This window comes from Psychrobacter sp. DM4, assembly GCF_051307035.1.
Classification (GTDB): Bacteria; Pseudomonadota; Gammaproteobacteria; order Pseudomonadales; family Moraxellaceae; genus Psychrobacter.
Genome location: NZ_CP195536.1, coordinates 434,762 through 456,240 on the forward strand (window position 1 = coordinate 434,762; position 21,479 = coordinate 456,240).

Below are 21,479 nucleotides of genomic sequence, written 5' to 3' on the forward strand. Positions count from 1 at the left end.
AGCTCTACAGATAAGCAAAACGAAAGGACTCGTTATGACTCAAACTAATTTTGATACTATTCTTAATAATATTCCAAGTATAAATATGGGCGCGCATTCTACTAATGCACCGCTCAATCAAAGCTACGATAAAGGTCCTGATGTCCCGCTTATTGAAGCGACTATCGGTGATTTTTTTGATGCTATTGCCTATAGATATCCAGAGCGCCCAGCGTTAGTATCCTCACACCAAAATATCCGCTGGACTTATAAAGAGCTACAACAGCAGGTCAATAAGCTTGCGAGCGCCATTATAGAGATGGGACTTGAGATCGGTGATCGTATTGGCATCTGGTCGCATAACAATAGCGAGTGGCTGCTTATGCAACTGGCAACCGCAAAGGTCGGTATCGTACTGGTCAATATTAACCCAGCCTACCGCACTTTTGAGCTTCAATACTCGCTTAACAAACTAGGCTGCTCGGTGCTAGTACTTATGCGCCATTTCAAAAGTAGCGACTACGCGCAGATGGTGCGCGAGCTATGTCCTGAGATTTATCACAAAACTTACAACCAGCTAGATTTAGTCGAGATTCCTACGATTGAGCGCGTTATTTGGATCGATGAGCCAGGCAATGACGATAACTTCGATTATATGCAAAGGTTCTCCGATTGGATGAGCGAAGGCAACGCGAACGATCCGCGTATCGCCAAGCGTCAAGCTCAACTCAAAAATACTGACGCTATTAACGTACAATTTACCAGTGGTACAACTGGCACACCCAAGGGCGCAACCTTAACGCACCGCAATATTCTTAATAACGGCTACTTTATCGGTGAGGCCATGAATCTCACGGAAGAGGATATCTTGTGCATTCCTGTACCGCTGTATCATTGCTTTGGTATGGTGCTTGGTAACTTAGCCATTCTCACTCACGGCGGCTGCATCGTTTATCCCAACGATGGTTTTGAGCCGCTCAGCGTATTGCACGCGGTGCAGGCTGAGAAGTGTACCGCGCTTCATGGTGTGCCAACGATGTTTATCGCTATGCTCGATCATCCTGATTTTGCTCAATATGACTTATCGACGCTACGCACAGGCATCATGGCAGGTTCTAGTTGCCCGATTGAAGTCATGCGCCGCGTCATTGATAAGATGCATATGGATGAGGTCACTATCGCTTATGGCATGACCGAAACTAGTCCGGTGTCCTGTCAGACCAATAAGCATACCCCGCTTGAGAAGCAAGTCTCAACCGTCGGTCTGGTTCAGCCGGCCCTTGAAGTCAAAGTCGTCGATACTGAAACGGGTGAGATTGTTCCACTTGGAGAAACAGGCGAGCTACTTACGCGCGGTTATTCGGTGATGAAAGGCTATTGGGGCAGCCGTTTTAAGACCCGCGAAGCTATTCGCGAGGGCTGGATGCATACAGGAGATTTGGCAACAATGGATGAGGATGGTTATGTCAAAGTTGTCGGTCGTAGCAAAGATATGGTCATACGTGGCGGCGAGAATATCTATCCCGTTGAGATCGAAAACTATCTATATCGTCATCCCAAGATCCGCGATGTACAAGTTGTCGGTATTCCCGATAAGCGCTATGGCGAGGTATTAGCGGCTTTAATAATTCCAAAAGAGCCAGATTGCTTGACCGAGGATGAAGTCAAAGAGTTCTGCCGCAATAATATTGCCCATTATAAAGTACCGACCTATTATCGTTTCGTTAACGAGTATCCAATGACCATCACTGGTAAAATTCAAAAATATAAAATCATCGAGCAAATGAAAAAAGAGTTGGGCTTAGTATAGTCTTAGCTCATGTCTATGCGTTCCTATGATAGATCAATAGCGAAGTAGAAGACCAACAAAGGAATACCATGAGTGCCATCATTACCAGTAAGTTAAGCGCAAACTCAAATGAATTTCAGCAAAATAGCGCGGCGATGCAAACTATCGTCGACGATCTATATGAGCATCTGCGCAAAGTTGCAAAAGGTGGCTCGGAGCGCGCGCGTGCCAAGCATCTAGCCCGTGGAAAGCTGTTACCTCGCGAGCGCGTTGAGCGCCTGCTCGATGTCGGGACGCCATTCTTAGAAGTAGCACCGATGGCCGCGCACGATATGTATGGCGAAGATATTCCAGCGGCTGGCCTGATCGCAGGTATCGGTCGCATCAATGGTATTGAGTGTATGATCGTCTGTAATGATGCCACGGTCAAAGGTGGTACGTATTACCCCATGACGGTCAAAAAGCATTTGCGCGCGCAAGAGATTGCGCAAGAAAACCATCTACCTTGTGTCTATTTGGTTGATTCAGGTGGCGCTAATTTGCCCAATCAAGACGAAGTTTTCCCTGACAAAGACGACTTTGGGCGTATCTTTTTTAATCAAGCGACGCTTAGCGCGGCGGGTATTCCGCAGATTGCCGTGGTCATGGGTAGCTGCACGGCAGGTGGCGCTTATGTGCCAGCGATGAGCGATGAATCTATTATTGTCAAAGATCAAGGGACTATCTTTTTGGGTGGCCCGCCACTGGTCAAGGCCGCGACAGGAGAGGAGGTCAGTGCTGAGGATCTAGGCGGTGGTGACGTGCATACGCGTCTATCTGGGGTCGTCGATTATCTCGCACAAAACGATACGCATGCCTTATCAATAGCGCGTGATATCGTCTCTCATCTCAATCGCCCTGCTAAACATATTCCCAATCAAATCATGCCGCGCCCGCCGCGTTACGATGCCAAAGAGTTGTACGGCATTATCCCAACGGACAAGCGCCAACCTTTTGATGTTAGAGAAATCATCGCTCGTATCGTTGATGACAGTGCTTTTGATGAATTCAAAGCGCGTTTTGCTACCACTATCATTTGTGGTTTTGCTCATATCGAGGGTATGCCAGTGGGCATCATCGCTAACAACGGCATCTTGTTTAGTGAGTCCGCTCAAAAGAGTACGCATTTTATTGAGCTGTGCTGTAAGCGTAAAATTCCTTTGGTGTTTTTGCAAAATATCACCGGCTTTATGGTGGGCCGTAAGTACGAAAACGAAGGTATTGCTCGCCATGGTGCCAAGATGGTCATGGCGGTTGCCAATGCCAAAGTGCCAAAGTTTACGGTCATCGTTGGCGGCTCGTTTGGCGCAGGTAACTACGGCATGTGCGGCCGCGCTTATAGTCCGCGATTTTTGTGGATGTGGCCCAATGCTCGCATTTCAGTCATGGGCGGTGAGCAAGCGGCGTCGGTACTGGCAACGGTCAAGCGTGATAACTTTGATCGTAAAGGTGAGGCGTGGAGTGATGCCGACGAAGCAGCATTGAAAGCGCCTATTCGCGATATGTATGAGGAGCAAGGCCATCCTTATTATGCAACAGCGCGCTTGTGGGATGATGGTGTGATTGACCCTGCTGATACGCGTAATGTACTGGCCTTAGGATTGAGCGCTGCCTATAACGCCCCAATCGAAGAGACGACATTTGGTGTGTTCAGAATGTAGGCCCGGTATGAAAACATGAATAAGCCACAAAAATATAAATAGCCATAAAAGTTAAAGAGAGAGTTATGCAAAAAGACTTAGGACAGCAAGACTTAGTACAGAAGACTGATAACTACAACAATCTACTCGTCGCAACTGACGGACATGTGGCTACGGTGACCTTAAACCGTCCTGAAGTACGTAATGCTTTTAACGATGAGATGATAGGCGAATTGACTGCGGCATTTGAGCAACTAGGAGCTGATGACAAAGTACGCGTTATCGTCTTAGCCGCAGCAGGAAAAGCGTTTTGCGCAGGTGCAGATCTCAACTGGATGCGCGCGATGGCAGACTACGATTATGACGAAAATCTAGCCGATGCCGACAAATTAGCGCAAATGCTCAAGACCATTTACGAGTGTCCTAAGCCTACTATCGCTGCTATTCAAGGCGACGTATATGCAGGTGGCATGGGCTTGGTCGCTGTCTGTGATATCGCTATCGCGGTAAAGATTGCTAATTTTTGCTTAAGTGAGGTACGTTTAGGCCTAGCGCCTGCAACGATTAGTCCTTATGTGATACGCGCATTGGGCGCACGTGCGTCACAGCGGTACTTTTTGAGCGCCGAGATTTTTGATACCAAAAAAGCGCGTCAATTGGGCTTTGTCCATGAGCGCGTCAGTGAGGAGGCGCTTGAAGACGTCGTCGCAGCGTTGTGTGCAAAAATAGCGAAGAATAGCCCTGATGCCCTCAAGACTTGTAAGCATTTGCTCCACGAAGTCGCAGGCGCCCCGATCGACGATGCACTAATAGCACATACGGTAAAAGGTATCGCTGATATCAGATCATCAGAGCAAGGACGCGAGGGCGTGCAAGCCTTTTTGCAAAAGCGTAAGCCCAATTGGCTTAGCTAACAATTAAATATCTAATAACTAAATATTTAATAAATACATAGATAATAGATATATTAATACTAGCCCTATAATTGAAGACCCTAATCTCACAGACTGTGCGTAATAAAGCGGGCTCAAAGAGTTGGTTAAGTCAGTATAGAGGTTGTCATAGAAATAAAAAGGCAAAGACAAGGATAGCTATGTTCTCAAAGATTCTAATCGCCAACCGTGGCGAAATTGCTTGCCGAGTAGCAGCGACTGCTAAGCGTTTGGGTGTGCGTACGGTCGCAGTTTACTCAGATGCGGACCAATATGCCAAGCATGTGGCTATCTGTGATGAAGCCGTCTATCTGGGCGGATCAGCCCCAAAAGATAGCTACCTAAAAGGCGATGCTATCATTGCTATTGCCAAAGAGCGCGGCGCGCAGGCTATACATCCCGGTTATGGGTTTTTGAGTGAAAATGCGGATTTTGCGCAGGCTTGTCAAGATGCAGGTATTGCTTTTATTGGGCCATCTGCTGACGCGATACGCGCCATGGGCGGTAAGTCTGAATCCAAGCGCTTGATGGAAGCCGCTGGCGTGCCGCTTATACCGGGCTATCATGGCGACAATCAAGACAAGGATTTTTTAAAGGCGCAAGCGGACGCTGTTGGTTATCCGGTACTGATTAAAGCGAGCGCGGGCGGCGGCGGTAAAGGCATGCGCATCGTCGAAAACAGTGGCGATTTTATAAATTTGCTAGACTCATGCCGCCGAGAGGCTATTACCAGTTTTGGTGATGACCAAGTACTTATCGAAAAGTATGCGCTAAAACCGCGTCATATTGAGATTCAAGTCTTTGGCGACAGTCAGGGCAATTACGTGCATCTGTTCGAGCGCGATTGTTCGGTACAGCGTCGCCACCAAAAAGTATTAGAAGAAGCGCCTGCGCCTGGCGTTGATGACTCTATGCGTGAGGCCATGGGCATTGCCGCGATCGAAGCGGCGCGCGCAGTCGACTACGTGGGTGCAGGCACAGTTGAATTCATCGTTGAACCGCGCGACGCGGGCATGAATTTTTATTTCATGGAAATGAACACTCGATTACAAGTTGAGCATCCTGTTAGTGAAGCGATCACGGGGGTTGATTTGGTTGAATGGCAGTTACTGGTCGCCGCAGGCTTGCCATTACCAAAGACGCAAGATGAGCTTGCGATAAACGGTCATGCGATTGAGGCGCGTATTTGCGCAGAGAACCCTGATAATAATTTTTTGCCAGCGACAGGTACGCTGTTCACTTATCAAAAACCTAAGCACAGTACCTTTATCATCGATGATGTGCGTATTGATGATGGCGTACGCGAAGGCGATGTTATCAGTCCATTTTATGACTCTATGATTGCCAAACTCATCGTCCATGCGCCAACGCGCGCGCAAGCATTAGCCAAAATGGATCAGGCGCTAGAACTAACGCGTATCGTTGGTCTGCCTAATAACGTGGCATTCTTACGTTATGTCATCAATACCGACTCCTTTAGTCAAGCCAATCTCGACACGGCTTTGATTGAGCGTGAAGCAAAAGTCTTGTTCAATCAACAACCGCTTAAGCTATCAACGCTTGTGACGACCGCGATTGTACAGCAGCTCGCCGCTGAATCGTCAGCAAGACTGAGTAGCACTCAAAATGATATTGATCCCTTTAGTCAGCCGACAGGCTTTCGGGCTTATACCGATTACGCGCGTTCGTTTAGCTTAGTTTATAATGAACAGTCCTATATTGCTCGTATCAGCGACTGGCTCAATTCTCAAGCAAGCGGCGCGCAAGCTAGCAGCTTTACGCTTATTATTGAAAAAGATACTAACGAAGAGGACGCTAAACAAGAGACTTCAGCACCTCTAAATGGTGTTTATGAGTATCAGGTCAGCTACAATAGTATTGATGCGCACAATCATACCTTGTGGCTGGACGGCGCTCGAATCAGCGCGCAAAGCTGGGTACATAGCAAGACAGTATATGTCTTTACCGATCGCGGTCGTGACCAGATCACCCTCATCGATATCATGGCGCACGTAGGCGAAGAGAGCGCCGCTGTTGGTAGTTTAAAATCGCCAATGCCAGGTCAAGTAGTCGCCTTCAAAGTTAATGTTGGTGATACGGTCAAAAAAGGCGAGCCATTAGCCGTCATTGAAGCGATGAAGATTGAGCATACCATTACCGCGCCAACAGATGGCGTGGTTGCTGAGTTGTTATTTAGTGCAGGTGACTCGGTCGCTGATGGTGATGAGTTACTGCGTATAGACAGCGCTTCTGATGAGTAAAAAGGTTAGGGCTTACACAAAAGGACGGCATTTATGAGTAACTTATATCCAGATCATGTCCGCATTGTTGATGTGAGTCCTCGTGATGGCTTACAAAACGAATCAGCGACGGTGCCGACCGCCGTTAAGCAAGCGTTGATCAACGATCTGATAGCAGCAGGCGTCAAAAAGCTAGAAGTCACCAGTTTTGTCTCGCCTAAATGGGTGCCACAAATGGGTGACAATAGCGATCTAATGATGGCACTGTCAGACACGCGCCGCGATGACGTGACCTATTCGGTGCTCGTACCCAATATGCGCGGCTTTGATAATGCGCTCCATTATCGTCCTGATGAAGTGGTGATCTTTGGTTCAGCGAGCGAGACCTTTAGTCAAAAAAACATCAACTGTAGCATCGATGAGAGTATTGAGCGTTTTGCGCCTGTAGTCGTCGCCGCCAAGCAAAACGGCATCAAAGTGCGCGGTGTTATCTCCTGTACCGTCGGCTGTCCTTACGAAGGTGAGATTGACCCCAGCCAAGTGGCTTACGTCACCAAACGCATGGTCGAGATTGGTGTAGAACAAATCGGCATCGCTGACACAATCGGTGTCGGCACTCCTATCAAAGTTCAGCGCGCCCTCCAAGCTGCCTTTGACTACATTGATGTCGCAAAAATATCTGGTCACTTTCATGATACTTACGGTCAGGCACTCAGCAATACCTTGGCGGCGTTAGAGTTAGGTATTAGCGAGTTTGATACCTCTGTGGCCGGTCTTGGCGGTTGTCCTTATGCTAAAGGCGCCACGGGCAATGTGGCGACAGAAGATGTGGTCTATATGCTCCACGGTATGGGGATCACGACGGGTATTGATCTAGACAAACTCGTTGTCGCAGGCGAGCGTATTAGTGAATTTTTGGGGCGCCGTAATGATTCAAACGTAGCGCGAGCCATTATCAATAAACGCGCCTCTTAGCAATGCATATATTTTATAAAAGTAGCTATTATTTAGTATCAAATGAGCCAAATATTACCCTATAAGGAAAGAGTATGAGTTTACCTGGATTAGATTTTCAGCTTGGTGAAGATATCGATGCATTACGCGATGTCATCAGAGGGTTCGCAGAGAAAGAGATTGCCCCGCGGGCAGGCGAGATCGACAGCAGTGATGAGTTCCCTATGGATCTGTGGGAAAAGATGGGCGATGTCGGTTTGCATGGTATTACTGTACCCGAAGAGTATGGCGGCTCAGACATGGGCTATGTTGCTCATATGGTAGCGATGGAAGAGATCAGCCGCGCTTCTGCCTCTATAGGTCTAAGCTATGGCGCACATTCAAATTTGTGCATCAATCAGATCAAACGTAACGGAAATGACGCGCAAAAGCAGAAGTTCTTGCCCAAGCTTATCAGTGGTGAATTCATCGGTGCACTCGCCATGAGTGAGACGGGCGCAGGATCAGATGTCGTCAGTATGACACTTAAAGCTGAAGAAAAAGACGGCAGCTACCTTTTAAACGGTAGCAAAATGTGGATTACAAACGGCCCTGATGCGGATGTGATGGTGGTCTATGCCAAAACCAATCCTGAGCTGGGCGCTCAAGGCATGACCGCCTTTATCGTGGAAAAAGGTATGGAAGGCTTTGGCACAGCGCAAAAGCTCGACAAACTGGGTATGCGCGGTAGCCACACAGGTGAGATGACTTTTGATAATGTCAAAGTGCCCGCAGAGAATATCTTGGGTGGCCTTAATCAAGGTGTTAAGGTGCTGATGAGCGGCTTGGATTATGAGCGCGCCGTACTAGCGGCGGGCCCTATCGGTATCATGCAAGCGGTTATGGACAATGTCATTCCCTATATCCATGATCGCAAGCAGTTCGGGCAAGCTATCGGTGAGTTCCAACTGATTCAGGGTAAAGTCGCGGATATGTATACCATCTTGCAGGCGGGTCGTAGCTTTTTATATACAGTCGGTAAGAATTTGGATATGTTAGACGCACAAGGCGCAGGTCACAGCCGCCAAGTCCGCAAAGACTGTGCAAGCGTTATTTTGTGGTGCGCCGAAAAAGCCACTTGGATGGCAGGCGAGGGTATTCAAATCTTCGGCGGCAATGGCTATACCAATGAGTATCCGCTTGGACGCCTATGGCGCGATGCCAAGCTCTATGAGATTGGCGCAGGTACGAGTGAGATTCGTCGTATGCTCGTCGGTCGTGAGTTATTTAACGAGACAAAATAGCCACTACTGCTATTGCTCTAACTTAGAGAAACGGTGTAGGGTGCGGTTAGCAAAGCGTAACCCGCCGCATAAGGTTTTGATAACGTCTTTGTACAATAAAAAAGCAGTACGCCCAAGACGTGCTGCTTTTTTATTGCTTTATTCTCTCACAACGCTCTAATCCGTCAGCCGTTGACGATGGTCAAAATAGCGTGCTAGTCCATTTAACAGTAAATCATCGCGCAGCCTTACGGGGCGATTGACGTGTTGGGCGATAATGTTAGCATCACCGCCCGTCATGATCAGCTCAAAGTTGGGATGACGATGGGTAATCTCATTAATAGCGCCAACAATAGATAATAAAATGCCGCGATGTACCGCGTCTTGAGTGGTCATGCCTTGAGTCAAGTTATCAAAGCTACCGTTAGAGATCGCAATCTGCTTGGTTCCTGAAAACAGCGATTCGCGTTGCAGATAGATATTAGGAAAGATATAGCCGCCTAAATGCGTGGCATGATCAATCAGATCAATAGTCACCGCAGTACCGCAACCGATCACACATTGGCGCTTTTTTTTATCGACCGCGCCCAGCATCTGTAGCCAGCGATCACAGCCTAATTGACTATCATCATAATGGCTATGCATGAGCGGATGGGCAGCATCAACATGGACAAACTCAAAGGCAATATTGAGTTGGCTCAAAGTTTTAGATACCTTTGCGTTCAGCTCATCGCCCAGCACTGAGGAGATACCGATAAAATCGGGTGCATAATTCTCGAAGCGATCGGTCAGACCCATGAGTAGCTCAGCGGGCGCTTGCAGATGCAATTTGGCGTCGTGCGTGACGATTTGCCCGATGTCATCAGTCAGCCAGTATTTGAGCCGAGTATTGCCAAGATCTAACCAGAGCATAATATTCCCTTTAACATGACATTCCCTGTTATTGTACTTGCACAAACAATTAATCGCGGCTTAGCACATCAATACGACCCGTAAAAATGGTGCAAATACTAGCGTCATCTTGGCGCAATTGCAAACAGCCATCGGTATCTATACCGCAGGCATGACCTACTATTCTATAATCTTGATCGTGACGAGTTTGCGTCACGCATACCTTTAATCCTACCAGCGCATCGACTGCCTCAAACTGCTGCCTAAAATCATGTAAATAGTAAGGATGTACGCAAGCGTGCTCCAATGCTATTTGCGCAAAACAAGTCATCGCTGACAACAAAGCGTCGCTTACTTGCTCATAAAGAGTCGCTAAGTTCGGTAATTCATTATTATCGTTATCAGCTTCAATCAATTGCTTGATGTCTTGCAAGCTTATCGCCTGATAACTCATACCTTCAGCAGTTTGCACTGTGAGTGTTGGCGTGGTCGCTACGTTTAGACCAACTCCTATGACCACACCCAGAATTTTTCCATCACGTAATACTGGTTCTATTAATATTCCTGCCAGTTTGCTAAAAGGAATAATTGGTATATCAACACTTATATCAACGGTTTGCTTGGCATAAAAGCCCAAGTCATTTGCCCATTTGACCCCGATAGGAATTAACCCTTTAGCACATAATTGCTTATTCATCGTTTCAATCACCGGCATACCAGCAAGCTTCACGCCAACGATCAAAGAGAGTAGTCCGCTGATAGGCGCTTGATACGGATGATATACAGATAGGTAGACATTACCAAGCGGTGATTGCCAAGAGCGCTCATGCTGTCCGCGCCCGCCACTTTGGGTTTTAGCGGTCAATAGGTGAACCTTATCGCTATCTAATTTGCCGGTTTCTATGTCTGCTATCAGCTCACTATTGGTTGAGACACTAGTGATAAGGTGGCGATGATTGAGCTTGGATAACGGGTCTGACAACATAGTGGGTACGCTCGTAATAGAGGATGGGCTCGTAAATTTTGTCACTATTTAAAAAGGCGCTGCCGATAACTCTGGCATCAGTTTTTGATATACTGTGTGGTTCGATCTTGGCGCTAGCCATTATGATACAAAAACATGTGAGTTAAAAGGTGGCGTCAATGATGTTATATGTGTGGTTCGTGATTGCGGGTGCGTTTGCAGGTGTTAGCGCAGGCTTATTCGGCGTTGGCGGCGGTATGATCATTGTGCCTGCACTCGTATGGATATTTACGGCTTATGATTTTCCGCCTGATGTCATCACGCATTTGGCAATTGGCACGTCTTTGGCAACCATTGTGGTGACGTCCATCAGCTCTCTGACTGCGCACAATAAACGCGGCGGGGTACGCTGGGAGGTCTGGCGCAAGATGGCATTAGGTCTAGTCATCGGAAGCCTCGTCGGAGCAGGCATTGCGGACATGATTAATGGCAAAGCGTTGCAAGCCATCATCGGTATCGGTGCATTACTCGTAGCGCTAAAAATGCTGTTTTTCTCCAACAAAGAACAAGTAGGCAAGCCGCTACCGTCCGCAGGCGTACAGTTTGGCGCAGGTACTGGTATCGGTATGGCGTCCTCCATCTTTGGCATTGGCGGCGGCAGTTTGACCGTACCATTTTTGAATTGGGCGGGGCTGCCGATGAGACAGTCGGTCGGCACCTCAGCGGCTTGCGGCTTGCCTATTGCGCTAGCAGGCGCGGCGGGATTTGCGTGGTTTGGACAAGACGTGGTCAATTTGCCTGAGGGCACGATTGGCTTTGTGCATATTTCAGGGTTTATATGCATCTCAGTCGTCAGTTTTGCGATGGCAAAAGTGGGTGCGAAGCTTGCTCATGTATTACCAGCGCTCACGCTCAAACGTGCGTTTGGTGTACTACTCCTATTCGCAGGCGGGCAGTTGTTTTTAAGTGGTATTGGGGTGATTTAGGTTGAGCGTTCTAAAAACGACAAACCCCAAAAAATATCCACACTTTCAGGTAAACTACCCACCTGTTTTTACCCCATATAAAAGTTATTCATGCGCCTAAAATCTCTAAAGCTGGCAGGATTTAAGTCTTTTGCCAACGCAACTACCTTTACCTTTGCTCATGGCATCACTGCTATTGTCGGGCCAAATGGCTGCGGCAAATCAAACGTCATTGATGCGATACGCTGGGTGCTGGGTGAGACCTCTGCCAAGCAGTTACGTGGCGGGTCGATGAGCGATGTGATCTTTGCAGGCACGCAGGATAAATCGGCAAAAAGCGTCGCCAGTGTCGAGCTGACCTTTGAGCATACGCAGGACGAGCAGACGGGTATTCGTCATGAGTTTAACTTGTATCATGAGCTGTCTGTGCGCCGTCAAATCAACAAGGAGGGACGCTCAGATTATTTTATCAATGGTACGCGGGCGCGGCGCCGTGATGTCGTCGATGTCTTTTTGGGGACAGGTCTTGGTGCGCGCAGTTACGCGGTAATTGAGCAAGGCATGATTGGACGTATTGTGGATTCAAGCCCCTTGCAATTACGAGAATTCATTGAAGAGGCGGCAGGGGTATCGCGTTATCAAGCACGGCGCTTTGAGACCCAAAAAAAGCTAGAAGTTACGCAGGATAATTTGGCGCGTCTATATGATATGCAAAGCGAGCTTGTCAGCCAACAAAAGCGGCTATCTAAACAAGCCGCTAGCGCTCAGCACCATGGGGAGCTCACCCTAGCGCGCGCGGATATCGCGCAGCAACTCACTATTCAGCAGTTGTACCAAGCCAAACACAACCAGCAGCAGCAGAGACTCGCTCATGAGCGAAGTGCTGCCAAAGTCGCCACATTGCAAGCCAGTTACGAAGTTCTAAAATTGCAGCAAGATAAAAGCGCTGTGCACATCACACAAGAGCAAGGGCGCAAAGATGAGGCGCAAAGTACGTATTATCAGCAGCAGCTGAGCTATCAAAAGACTGAGCATCAGCTGAGCGATATTCAACACAAAGTTGCCCAGCTAAAGCAACAGCTCTCAAGTATAGAGGCGCAAAAAACACAAGCCTATAGAGAGAGTGAGGCCTTAAAGGTAGAGCAGAACGAGCAGCAGCTAGCGCTAGCAGACGTGCATCCACAGCTGGACGACTTAGTGGCTAAACGTGAGTCCCGTAAACAAAGTGAGCGCTCATTGGAGCGTGCCTTGACTGAGGCACAAACCCAGCTCACCCGTATGCAAGAAAGCCAACGTACGCTTGAGCAGCAGCAAGTACTCAATGAGCAGTCACAGCGACGTCTACAATCAAGTCAAGACAAATGGACACAGCGTCAGCAGAGTTGGCAGGCGTTACATGCGCAGCTATTACCTTTGGCCGAAGATCACGATAGCGATTCGTCTGTAGCAAGTAAGGTAGCAAGCACCGAGCTTACCGAGTTAAACCAGCAGCTACAGCACATAATGCGTAAGCAAGATTATACCTCTGAGCAACTAGCAGCATTGCAACCGCAAGTACATAAGTTAAAGCAGCAATTGGATGAGCAGCAACGCAACCTGGTAGAGAGTGAGAAACGTCATGCGCTCTTAATGGGTGAGCATGATACCTTGCATCAAATGTTGCATCCTAAATCGCAGCATACTAGGCTCAATCAAGCTCTTGACGATATACCAAAGCAGCGCGCTCAAGCGACTACTAAGGTGATAGGTAGTGCTGAAAATAATAAGTCAAATCAGATGCCACAGCCGTTGTTAATAAGTACGATACGCGCGCGCATTGAGCTGACGGGTTTGGGTCAGCGCTATGCTCATGTACTCGATGAGTGGCTGGCATTGTGGCTCGATTGCCATATATTACTTATAGATAATGATGACAATGGTAGACAGCCATTGACGCACTATTTGCCAGAGTTACTGACTTATCAGAGGGACCGAGTAGGAGGGGAGCTGGGTCATAGCCTATGGCTACCCGCTACCCAAAATGATCATAAAGTAGAGTCATTTACAAGCCATTTGTCAGATGAGCTTAGCGCAAAAGTCGTACCTTTATCAAAACTAATCGCACAGCCAATGCTTGGACTTTGGCAGCAATGCTATTTGTATATAGGCACTGAGATAAGTACTGAGATAAGCACTGAGATAAGTACTAAGACAGGCATTGAGACTGATGAGATAAAAAGAGCACATTTGGGTAAAGTCATAGCAGTTTTACCAAAATCGGCGAAGCTACTCACTACTGATGGTTGGATAATTAGTCAACAAGGCACAATACATTTAAATAGGCTAATTGGTACAGATGACAGCAAAAACGATAGTCCGTTTTTGACCCAACGTATTGAGCAACGCGAGCGCCTAAAACAGCTAGAAACCTTGCTAGAAACTAGCGAGGCGACTACTAAAACGCAGCAGCAAACGCTCAAGCAAAACCAGCATGAGTATGATTCTCTGATTATCCGCTTAGAGGAAAATCGTGCACAAGCGATGCAACTCACGCAAGATAAGCATCATTGTCAGCAGCAACTCACTACTCAGCAAGCGATTCATGAACGTTTGCAGGCGGATATACAGCGCTTAGACAATGACCAATTGGACCTTGAGCAAGAACAGCACGCGCTGATAGCCGAGCAAAAAATGCTGGATGATGAGCTGCGCGATATACAATCGGCTCTGGACAAGCTAAGTCCGCAATTGGCTGATGCAAAAAGTAACCGCCAGCACTTACAGACCGATAAAAATGAGCGTAACCGTGTTCGGCAGGCAGATGACAATGCTTGGCAAGCGCTACAGTTAAAAACGCAAAGAATTGAGATGCGCCTAGAGCACAGCATGAGTAGCCTTATAAGAGCAATAGAGCAGCACGACAAAGCAGTACAAGAAGAGCAAGAATTCATCGCTCAGCTGATAGAACGTCAACAGCAATTGCCAAACTTACGAGAGTCGTTGCAAAAGTTACAAGGTTTACGTGACCAGCAGCAAGCCATGCTTACAGAACGTGAATTAACGTTAGCAGCGCTCAAGCGGGCGTACACTCAGCAACAAAACGAGCTCGACGCACTACGGCACAATATACAATCGCAGCAAGACGAATCGGCACAATTAGCAACGGATCTAGCGCTAAGCACCGCGCGCTTAGATGACGCGAGCACTCGCACGCAAGAGGCTCTAGCGAAATATCAAAATATCAGTCATCAACATGACGACAACGCGGCGCAAACGATGAGCGTTGCAAACTTGTTGGCAGACTTTATCGCTCATGATCGCCGCGTACGTCCAGACAAAATCGCCCAGTTACAAGGCGAGCAAGCCAAACTTGAGCATGAGCTGAGCAAGATAGGCGCAGTTAATCTGGCTGCGGTCGCAGAATTGGCCGCCGTCAATGAGCGCCTAGATCCGCTAGCGCAGCAGACAGCGGATATCGCCGCTAGTATGCAGACGTTGCAAAATGCCATCAGCGCTATCGACGAGACAACCAAGACGTTATTTATGCAAATGCTAGATGCGGTAAATAGTGAGCTTGAGACACTATTTACCAAAGTATTCGGCGGCGGTCATGCAAGTCTCACGCTCAGCCTCGATGATATGCCAGCAGATATAGCTATCGATAATTACAAATCAGAGCAGTGGCGCGCAGGACTTACTTTGATGGCACAGCCAAAGGGCAAGCGTAACAGCCGCTTAGCGGTACTCTCAGGCGGCGAGAAAACTTTGACCGCGCTGAGTCTTATCTTTGCCATATTTAAGCAGCATCCCGCGCCCTTTTGTGTGCTCGATGAAGTCGATGCGCCGCTCGATGACGCCAATGTTGCGCGCTTTACTAGCCTTATTCAGGAGCTAGCAGGCGACTTACAGTTTGTATTTATCAGTCATAACAAGCTCTCCATGCAGATTGCTGATGAGCTCAAAGGTATCACCATGGCGCAAGCTGGCGTCTCAACCTTGGTCAGTGTATCTTTGGATGAGGCGATTGATTATATTGATAGCTAAAGGCTTGCTCTTAGGAGATGTGGGGTTAATGCTTAGTGCTAGAACTTATCACTCGGCGCGTTTTCATTTAAACGGCAAATAGTGACCCGGCGTCTGTAAATATAGTATAGTTAGTCCAATATAAAACAGATATAGCGCGACTGGGATGAATGTTTCGCAGCCTCTATCGGCGTAGGTACAGTAAGCCCAAAAATTTATACCCGTTTCGCGTTATTAAATAATGTATCCATTTTATTTAGTATCGACTATAAGATAAACGTATCGTTTTTAAATATTGCGCATGCCCCAAACACAGCAAGTGATGACGACATCTGTTAGCCATGCTAGACTATTGCTATTTATTTTCACTATCATCATTCCCTTTGTCATTATTAGGATATCTCGCTCATGACCGCTATTCAGTTTATCTTGATTGCCATTGCAGCCTTTATTGTGCTTGCAGGGCTGTTTATGGTCATTCGCAGTTTTAAGCGTCGTCAAAGTACTGAAGCCACTCCGGTTAATTACGACAAAAATGGTATTCCTATCATTCCGCGTCACGAGCGCAACATCATCGATCAGCCAGACCTTCATGATACCGTCGCAGGCGAGACCAGTATCGCACCTGATCGTGAGTACCTACATGCGGTCATCGAAGACGATGAGCCTGCGACTATCGATGACATGTTGAATCATGTGCAAGCTGATACAAGTGTTGCTGAGGAGCAGAACGACGATTACGAGCGCTGGCAAGCTGAGCAGCAGCGCGCTGATGATAGCGAGTTTGAGGCGATAGCGCAGCAGATCAACAGTGATGATCATAGTGAGTATGGTGACCATAATAGCGATGAGCATCTAGACGCGCACGCGCAAAGTGGTGAGCAAGAGATTGATGCTTTCTCAAGCCTAATGTCAGCTACAGACAGCTTGATGCCCGTGATTGATACGTATGATGAGCCAAGTTTCGATGACAACAGCCCTGTGCTTGATCAGCATCTATTAGAGCCTGTCGATCAGGCACAAAACGGTCCACTGATTCATGCCAAAGACAATATAAATATTACGATTTTGCCGCAGCAGTACCGTGACCGTGCGACATCAGTCATTCGTGGTGGCGACTTATTAGCGTTGATAGATAAGTATGGTTTGCGCTTTGGCGCGATGAATATGTTCCATCGCTATGAGCAAAAAGACGGCACGGGCATGCTCTGGTTTAGCATGATGGGTATCACTGACGAGGGTATTGCCCCTTTTGATCCGCATAGTGTGGCCACCAATAGTTATAGTGGCGTCGTTGTATTCTTATCATTACCGCACCCGCAAGCGCTGCGTAGCTTCGATAGTATGATGAGCATCGCTTATATGATGGCAGATGATTTGGACGCGGTTATGCTTGATGAAAGCAATGAGCCCATCACCCCTGAATACAAGCAGCAACTGCGCAACCAAGTACGCGATTACGAATAAAAGGTTTGCTACTAATTTCCATTTAAACAAAAAATTCCTATCTTAATCAAAGCAAATAACGTCACCCGTTTTATGTTATTTGCTATCAAAATATCGTCCAAACTTGTTATGATATCGGCATCTTTGATTTTAACGACGCCGATTATGACTGACTCAAAAACTTCCGAATCCTCTGTCAAACCCTCTGCTAAAAACGTACCAACCGCTGCCCTAGATAACGACGCTATCATCAAGCAAATGCGCACGCTTATCGAAGCGCTCAAAACCCATAACTACCGCTACTATGTGCTGGATAATCCTATCTTAGAAGACAGCGAGTACGACCAACTGCGCCGCTCACTATTAGAACTAGAGGAAGCATATCCTGATCTTATTCAGCCAGATAGCCCGATCAATCAAGTCGGCGATATCCCGCTATCGGCCTTTACCCAAGTGACCCATGACATTCCTATGCTCTCTTTGGGCAATGTCTTTGACTACGATGATTTGCATGGTTTTATGCGCCGCGTCAATGATCGTCTCAGTGACGCGCAACAAAATCCTGAATATGAAATGGAGCTAAAACTCGATGGCTTGGCAGTCTCATTAAAATATGAGAACGGTCACTACGCGCAAGCGGTGACTCGTGGCGATGGGCAAACGGGCGAGGACATCACCCAAAACGCCAAAACCATTCGCAATCTACCCTTGTATCTTCGGGATGCCAAAGACATAGATTTGTTAGAAGTGCGCGGTGAAGTGCTTATGCCAAAGGCAGGCTTTGAGCGCTTGAATCGCCTGGCTGAGGACAAAGGTGAAAAAACTTTTGCCAATCCGCGTAATGCCGCAGCAGGGAGTTTACGTCAGTTAGATCCTGCGATTGCTGCTAGTCGTCCGCTCGCCTTTTATGCCTACTCGGTCAACCAAGGGCTGCCTGATAGTTTCGATAAAATAGACACCCAGTCCGCAGCCCTCGCTTGGCTTGGTGATCTTGGTTTTACCGTCAGCGCCGTCGAGGTCATCGCCAATCCTCGTGCCGCGCAAACTTATTATGAGTCCATGATTGAGACGCGTGATGATCTCCCCTTTGAGATCGACGGTATGGTCATTAAGGTCAACAGTCTAAGCTTGCAACAGCAGCTTGGCTTTTTGTCCCGTGAGCCGCGCTGGGCAACGGCTTATAAATTCCCAGCCGAAACGGTCATGACGCGCTTGCAAGCTATCGAATGGCAAGTGGGGCGTACTGGGCAAATCACCCCAGTCGGCAAATTAGAGCCGGTCAAAGTTGGCGGCGTTACGGTTAGTAATGTCACCTTGCATAACTTCGGTGAGATTGAACGCTTAGACGTGCGCGCAGGCGATATGGTCAGCGTGCATCGCGCAGGGGACGTCATCCCTAAAATCTCTCGCGTTTGGCACGACCAGCGTTTAGAGACTAGCGAACCAGTAGCATTGCCATCGACTTGCCCTGTCTGTGAATCACCAGTGATATTACCCGAAGACGAAGCACTAGCGCGTTGCAGCGGCGGTCTGTTTTGTCCTGCCCAACAAACTGAGGCGCTCATTCACTTCGTCTCTCGCCGCGCCATGGACATCGATGGTCTTGGCGAGCGCTGGCTCATCAGCTTCTTTAAGCAGGGTTTAGTCAAAACCGTCGCCGACATTTATGACTTGCACCAGCATACGGAGGAGATGATTACCTTTGAAAAACTCGGTGAAAAGTCGGTTCAAAACATTATCGAAGCCATTGAAGCCAGTAAAAAAACCACCTTAGCCAGATTTATCTATGCCTTGGGCATTCGCGGCGTTGGTGAAGGCACGGCGCAAAACTTTGCTCAACAATTTGGCGACCTTGATAGTTTGATGGCAGCCGATATGGACGCCCTTATCGCTACCCCAGACGTCGGCACCATCACCGCTGAGCTGGCACATGAGTTTTTCCGTGCACCACACAATATCGAAGTTATCAATTCGCTGATTGAGGCGGGCGTACACTGGGACAAAGTCGAGCAAAAGTCATCCAGCGATCTACCTCTCGACGGTCAAACGTGGGTGATAACTGGCGCACTAAGCAGCATGGCAAGAGATGAAGCCAAAGCGAAACTGCAAGCACTAGGCGCAAAAGTCTCAGGCAGTATTTCAGCCAAAACCACCGCATTGCTCGCAGGAGAAAAGGCAGGATCGAAGATGGCAAAGGCGGAGAAGTTAGGGGTTAAGGTAGTGGGTGAAGATGAGTTTTTGGGGTTGGTTAGGGAGTAGGATATGACAGAAAGTGATAGAAAAATCATTGATAAGTTAAAAGAAATTCCAGATGAATATGCTCGTGGAATAATTAAGAAATTAGCAAGAGTAATAATAAGTGGTGATGGGAATAAAATAAGTATAGCAAATGCAAAATTTCTCATAGCTACTATTTTGTTGAATAAAGATTATAAGAAAGAAGCACTAGAGGTGTTCAATAGTATCAGACTAGAAGAGAATAAAAGTATTTACGAGAACGCTCAGTTCTTTATAGGAGATATTCTCTTAGAAAGTGTTAGCTTAGCAGATATAGAACATGCTAAGAGCAGTTTCGTCTTTGTAAAAAATAAGTTCCCTTACGAAGCAAAATATAAAATAGATATATGCGATTTAATTTTAGACAGAGGTTTTGAGAAGTTAGGTAGAAATATTTTTGAAATATCTAATCTTGTATATAAGATACTATCCATATTAAAGATTGATATCAATAGTATAGGAAAGAAACAGTTGCATGCAGAGCGTAAGCTTGCACATTACACTTCAACTGAAGTGGCCAACATTTTACTACATAATCCAAATACTAATTTTTTTCGACTAAATACTATTCATAATGTTAATGATCCTAGTGAAGGTAAGTTACTTGAGGGTTGTTTAAAGAACGATAGTAAAGAGAGAAATAGTGAAGTAAGGTCTGATGGGGAGTATCAGACCTTTATTGGATGCTTCACTTTTAATCATGACAGTTTAAACCAGTTCAGACTTTATGGTAAGAAAGACTATAAGGAAGCTTCTGGTATTAGTTTGATATTCAATAAAGATTTCTTTAAAGAAAACGATCACCCTGATCAAATGTCATTTATCGCAACTGAAAGAAGCTTAGATGAAGAAGTGTCTAAGGAAAAAATTAGCCAACAGCCAGTAATACGTTGTGTTTATATGGATCCTAGTTCTCAATTTATACATTTAGCACAACGTAATCAAATTACTTTTTATAGAGAATTCAGCGACCGCGTTGAAGCTGACATGAAATGGATGAAGTATAAAAAGTATATCGATAAAAAGACAAATGAGTTTTTGATATGGTTTGAGTGTTTAAAAGGTACGTATCAGAAAGCTATGGACATTGTAAATGAGTTAGATCAATCGAAAAATTCAGAAATAAATATTTTACTAGATAGGATTTTACTACCAATAAAGTATTTAATTAAGCATATAGCTTTTCAAGAAGAGCAAGAGTGCCGAATGATTTATATTACTTCACTTGATAGACCAGAAGTTAAAATGGAATTCGGGAAATTCTTATACGTTGAGTATGAAGCAGATGTAAAGTCGCACCTTGATAAAGTCTATATCGCGCCTGCTGCTACTCAATATCAACCTTATCTAGCTAAGCTGCTTTGTGATACTAATGTCAAAATCGAACTCTCAAACAATCCTTACCGCCAAACTTCGTAATAAAATAGTAGCGTGTGTCATATAAGTCAAAACACACGCTATTAAATCTTTACTCCACCATCTCGCTATGCGCCTTAACATCACCTTTCTTACCATCAGGCACTATCACGATAGGTAATACGAGCCCTTTTGCATAGTCACTTTCGAACACATAATCAAAGCGGCTCGCTTCAATCTCAGGGGTCGTGTGAATGATCAGCTCGACATTATCACCATCAGTCAATTCATGTGAGGTATAGCTATTGCTGAGCTGATCGAGGGCTTTAGATAGCGCCTCATTACTCGCCATGCCAACGGTGAGATTATGCTGAGCGGTAGTAGCATCGACGTCGAAGTAGTCGGCGTAGTCTTTGACATTTTGACCATCGATGTCAAACGGATAGTCGAAGTCTGCTCGATCAATAGCCAAGACGCCAGTTGCGAGTCTCGACCAATCAATAGTCCCGCTTGCGGTATCATCACTTGCAGATACCGCTTGCTCACTAGGCGTCGCTATTACCTGATCGTCAACAGGGATGGCACTATTATCACAACCGCTAAGCGCACCCAAACTCACTATTATCATCGTACTCATGAGACGTTTGGTCATAGTATTACCTTTTTATTCAAGTCGTTAGATACTGAGCGCTTTTATAGGACATTTTGACAGTTTTTACTCATTGCTACCACTGAATTGAACA

General features: G+C 46.7%; 14 protein-coding genes. 11 read left to right on the top strand and 3 right to left on the bottom strand.

What is annotated here, in order from left to right; genetic code table 11:
• Window positions 1-34: 34 nt before the first annotated feature.
• The 6 genes from ACR64G_RS01935 (at window position 35) to ACR64G_RS01960 (ending at window position 8,856) form a co-directional block, all read left to right on the top strand.
• Entirely contained in the window at window positions 35-1,789 is a 1,755-nt protein-coding gene (locus tag ACR64G_RS01935) for an AMP-binding protein (protein ID WP_435979881.1), read from the top strand.
• 68 nt (window positions 1,790-1,857) lie between these two features.
• Complete coding sequence (locus ACR64G_RS01940; RefSeq protein WP_435979882.1) at window positions 1,858-3,468, top strand: carboxyl transferase domain-containing protein; 1,611 nt, start codon at window positions 1,858-1,860, stop codon at window positions 3,466-3,468.
• 65 nt (window positions 3,469-3,533) lie between these two features.
• A complete protein-coding gene (locus ACR64G_RS01945) occupies window positions 3,534-4,361 on the top strand; it encodes an enoyl-CoA hydratase/isomerase family protein (RefSeq protein ID WP_435979883.1) in 828 nt (275 codons plus the stop codon).
• Window positions 4,362-4,540: 179 nt separating this feature from the next.
• Entirely contained in the window at window positions 4,541-6,640 is a 2,100-nt protein-coding gene (locus tag ACR64G_RS01950; RefSeq protein WP_435979884.1) for an acetyl/propionyl/methylcrotonyl-CoA carboxylase subunit alpha, read from the top strand.
• Between the two features lie 33 nt (window positions 6,641-6,673).
• Entirely contained in the window at window positions 6,674-7,594 is a 921-nt protein-coding gene (locus tag ACR64G_RS01955) for a hydroxymethylglutaryl-CoA lyase (RefSeq protein WP_435979885.1), read from the top strand.
• A 74-nt stretch (window positions 7,595-7,668) separates the two neighbouring features.
• Window positions 7,669-8,856, top strand: coding sequence for an isovaleryl-CoA dehydrogenase (locus ACR64G_RS01960; protein WP_435979886.1), 1,188 nt, complete (start codon window positions 7,669-7,671; stop codon window positions 8,854-8,856).
• Between the two features lie 156 nt (window positions 8,857-9,012).
• Here ACR64G_RS01960 and ACR64G_RS01965 read toward each other — a convergent pair whose 3' ends face one another.
• Both ACR64G_RS01965 and ACR64G_RS01970 read right to left on the bottom strand, forming a co-directional pair.
• Window positions 9,013-9,747, bottom strand: a complete 735-nt coding sequence (locus ACR64G_RS01965; protein WP_435979887.1) for a pantothenate kinase — start codon at window positions 9,745-9,747, stop codon at window positions 9,013-9,015.
• 49 nt (window positions 9,748-9,796) lie between these two features.
• Window positions 9,797-10,711: a biotin--[acetyl-CoA-carboxylase] ligase gene (locus ACR64G_RS01970; RefSeq protein WP_435979888.1), complete on the bottom strand. Its 915-nt coding sequence runs from the start codon at window positions 10,709-10,711 to the stop codon at window positions 9,797-9,799.
• 161 nt (window positions 10,712-10,872) lie between these two features.
• Between ACR64G_RS01970 and ACR64G_RS01975 the strand changes: the two genes are divergently transcribed.
• The 5 genes from ACR64G_RS01975 to ACR64G_RS01995 all read left to right on the top strand — a co-directional run bounded on the left by ACR64G_RS01975 (window position 10,873) and on the right by ACR64G_RS01995 (window position 20,799).
• A complete protein-coding gene (locus ACR64G_RS01975; RefSeq protein WP_435980613.1) occupies window positions 10,873-11,676 on the top strand; it encodes a sulfite exporter TauE/SafE family protein in 804 nt (267 codons plus the stop codon).
• A gap of 90 nt (window positions 11,677-11,766) precedes the next feature.
• Window positions 11,767-15,678, top strand: coding sequence for an AAA family ATPase (locus ACR64G_RS01980; RefSeq protein WP_435979889.1), 3,912 nt, complete (start codon window positions 11,767-11,769; stop codon window positions 15,676-15,678).
• A 387-nt stretch (window positions 15,679-16,065) separates the two neighbouring features.
• A complete protein-coding gene (locus ACR64G_RS01985) occupies window positions 16,066-17,124 on the top strand; it encodes a cell division protein ZipA C-terminal FtsZ-binding domain-containing protein (protein ID WP_435979890.1) in 1,059 nt (352 codons plus the stop codon).
• Window positions 17,125-17,361: 237 nt separating this feature from the next.
• Complete coding sequence (gene ligA / locus ACR64G_RS01990) at window positions 17,362-19,362, top strand: NAD-dependent DNA ligase LigA (protein ID WP_435980614.1); 2,001 nt, start codon at window positions 17,362-17,364, stop codon at window positions 19,360-19,362.
• Between the two features lie 3 nt (window positions 19,363-19,365).
• The gene (locus ACR64G_RS01995) at window positions 19,366-20,799 is read left to right on the top strand and encodes a DUF2971 domain-containing protein (RefSeq protein WP_435979891.1); all 1,434 of its coding nucleotides are present in this window, start codon (window positions 19,366-19,368) and stop codon (window positions 20,797-20,799) included.
• 49 nt (window positions 20,800-20,848) lie between these two features.
• Here the strand turns inward: ACR64G_RS01995 and ACR64G_RS02000 are convergent, their stop codons facing one another.
• On the bottom strand, window positions 20,849-21,388 hold the full coding sequence (locus ACR64G_RS02000) for a hypothetical protein (RefSeq protein WP_435979892.1): 540 nt from the start codon (window positions 21,386-21,388) through the stop codon (window positions 20,849-20,851).
• Window positions 21,389-21,479: the final 91 nt, after the last annotated feature.

Excerpts from the sequence above, each read along its gene's own strand:
- ACR64G_RS01935 (WP_435979881.1), top strand. The coding sequence starts at position 35 with ATGACTCAAACTAATTTTGATACTATTCTTAATAATATTCCAAGTATA.
- ACR64G_RS01940 (WP_435979882.1), top strand. The coding sequence starts at position 1,858 with ATGAGTGCCATCATTACCAGTAAGTTAAGCGCAAACTCAAATGAATTT.
- ACR64G_RS01945 (WP_435979883.1), top strand. The coding sequence starts at position 3,534 with ATGCAAAAAGACTTAGGACAGCAAGACTTAGTACAGAAGACTGATAAC.
- ACR64G_RS01950 (WP_435979884.1), top strand. The coding sequence starts at position 4,541 with ATGTTCTCAAAGATTCTAATCGCCAACCGTGGCGAAATTGCTTGCCGA.
- ACR64G_RS01955 (WP_435979885.1), top strand. The coding sequence starts at position 6,674 with ATGAGTAACTTATATCCAGATCATGTCCGCATTGTTGATGTGAGTCCT.
- ACR64G_RS01960 (WP_435979886.1), top strand. The coding sequence starts at position 7,669 with ATGAGTTTACCTGGATTAGATTTTCAGCTTGGTGAAGATATCGATGCA.
- ACR64G_RS01965 (WP_435979887.1), bottom strand. The coding sequence starts at position 9,747 with ATGCTCTGGTTAGATCTTGGCAATACTCGGCTCAAATACTGGCTGACT.
- ACR64G_RS01970 (WP_435979888.1), bottom strand. The coding sequence starts at position 10,711 with ATGTTGTCAGACCCGTTATCCAAGCTCAATCATCGCCACCTTATCACT.
- ACR64G_RS01975 (WP_435980613.1), top strand. The coding sequence starts at position 10,873 with ATGTTATATGTGTGGTTCGTGATTGCGGGTGCGTTTGCAGGTGTTAGC.
- ACR64G_RS01980 (WP_435979889.1), top strand. The coding sequence starts at position 11,767 with ATGCGCCTAAAATCTCTAAAGCTGGCAGGATTTAAGTCTTTTGCCAAC.
- ACR64G_RS01985 (WP_435979890.1), top strand. The coding sequence starts at position 16,066 with ATGACCGCTATTCAGTTTATCTTGATTGCCATTGCAGCCTTTATTGTG.
- ligA (WP_435980614.1), top strand. The coding sequence starts at position 17,362 with ATGCGCACGCTTATCGAAGCGCTCAAAACCCATAACTACCGCTACTAT.
- ACR64G_RS01995 (WP_435979891.1), top strand. The coding sequence starts at position 19,366 with ATGACAGAAAGTGATAGAAAAATCATTGATAAGTTAAAAGAAATTCCA.
- ACR64G_RS02000 (WP_435979892.1), bottom strand. The coding sequence starts at position 21,388 with ATGACCAAACGTCTCATGAGTACGATGATAATAGTGAGTTTGGGTGCG.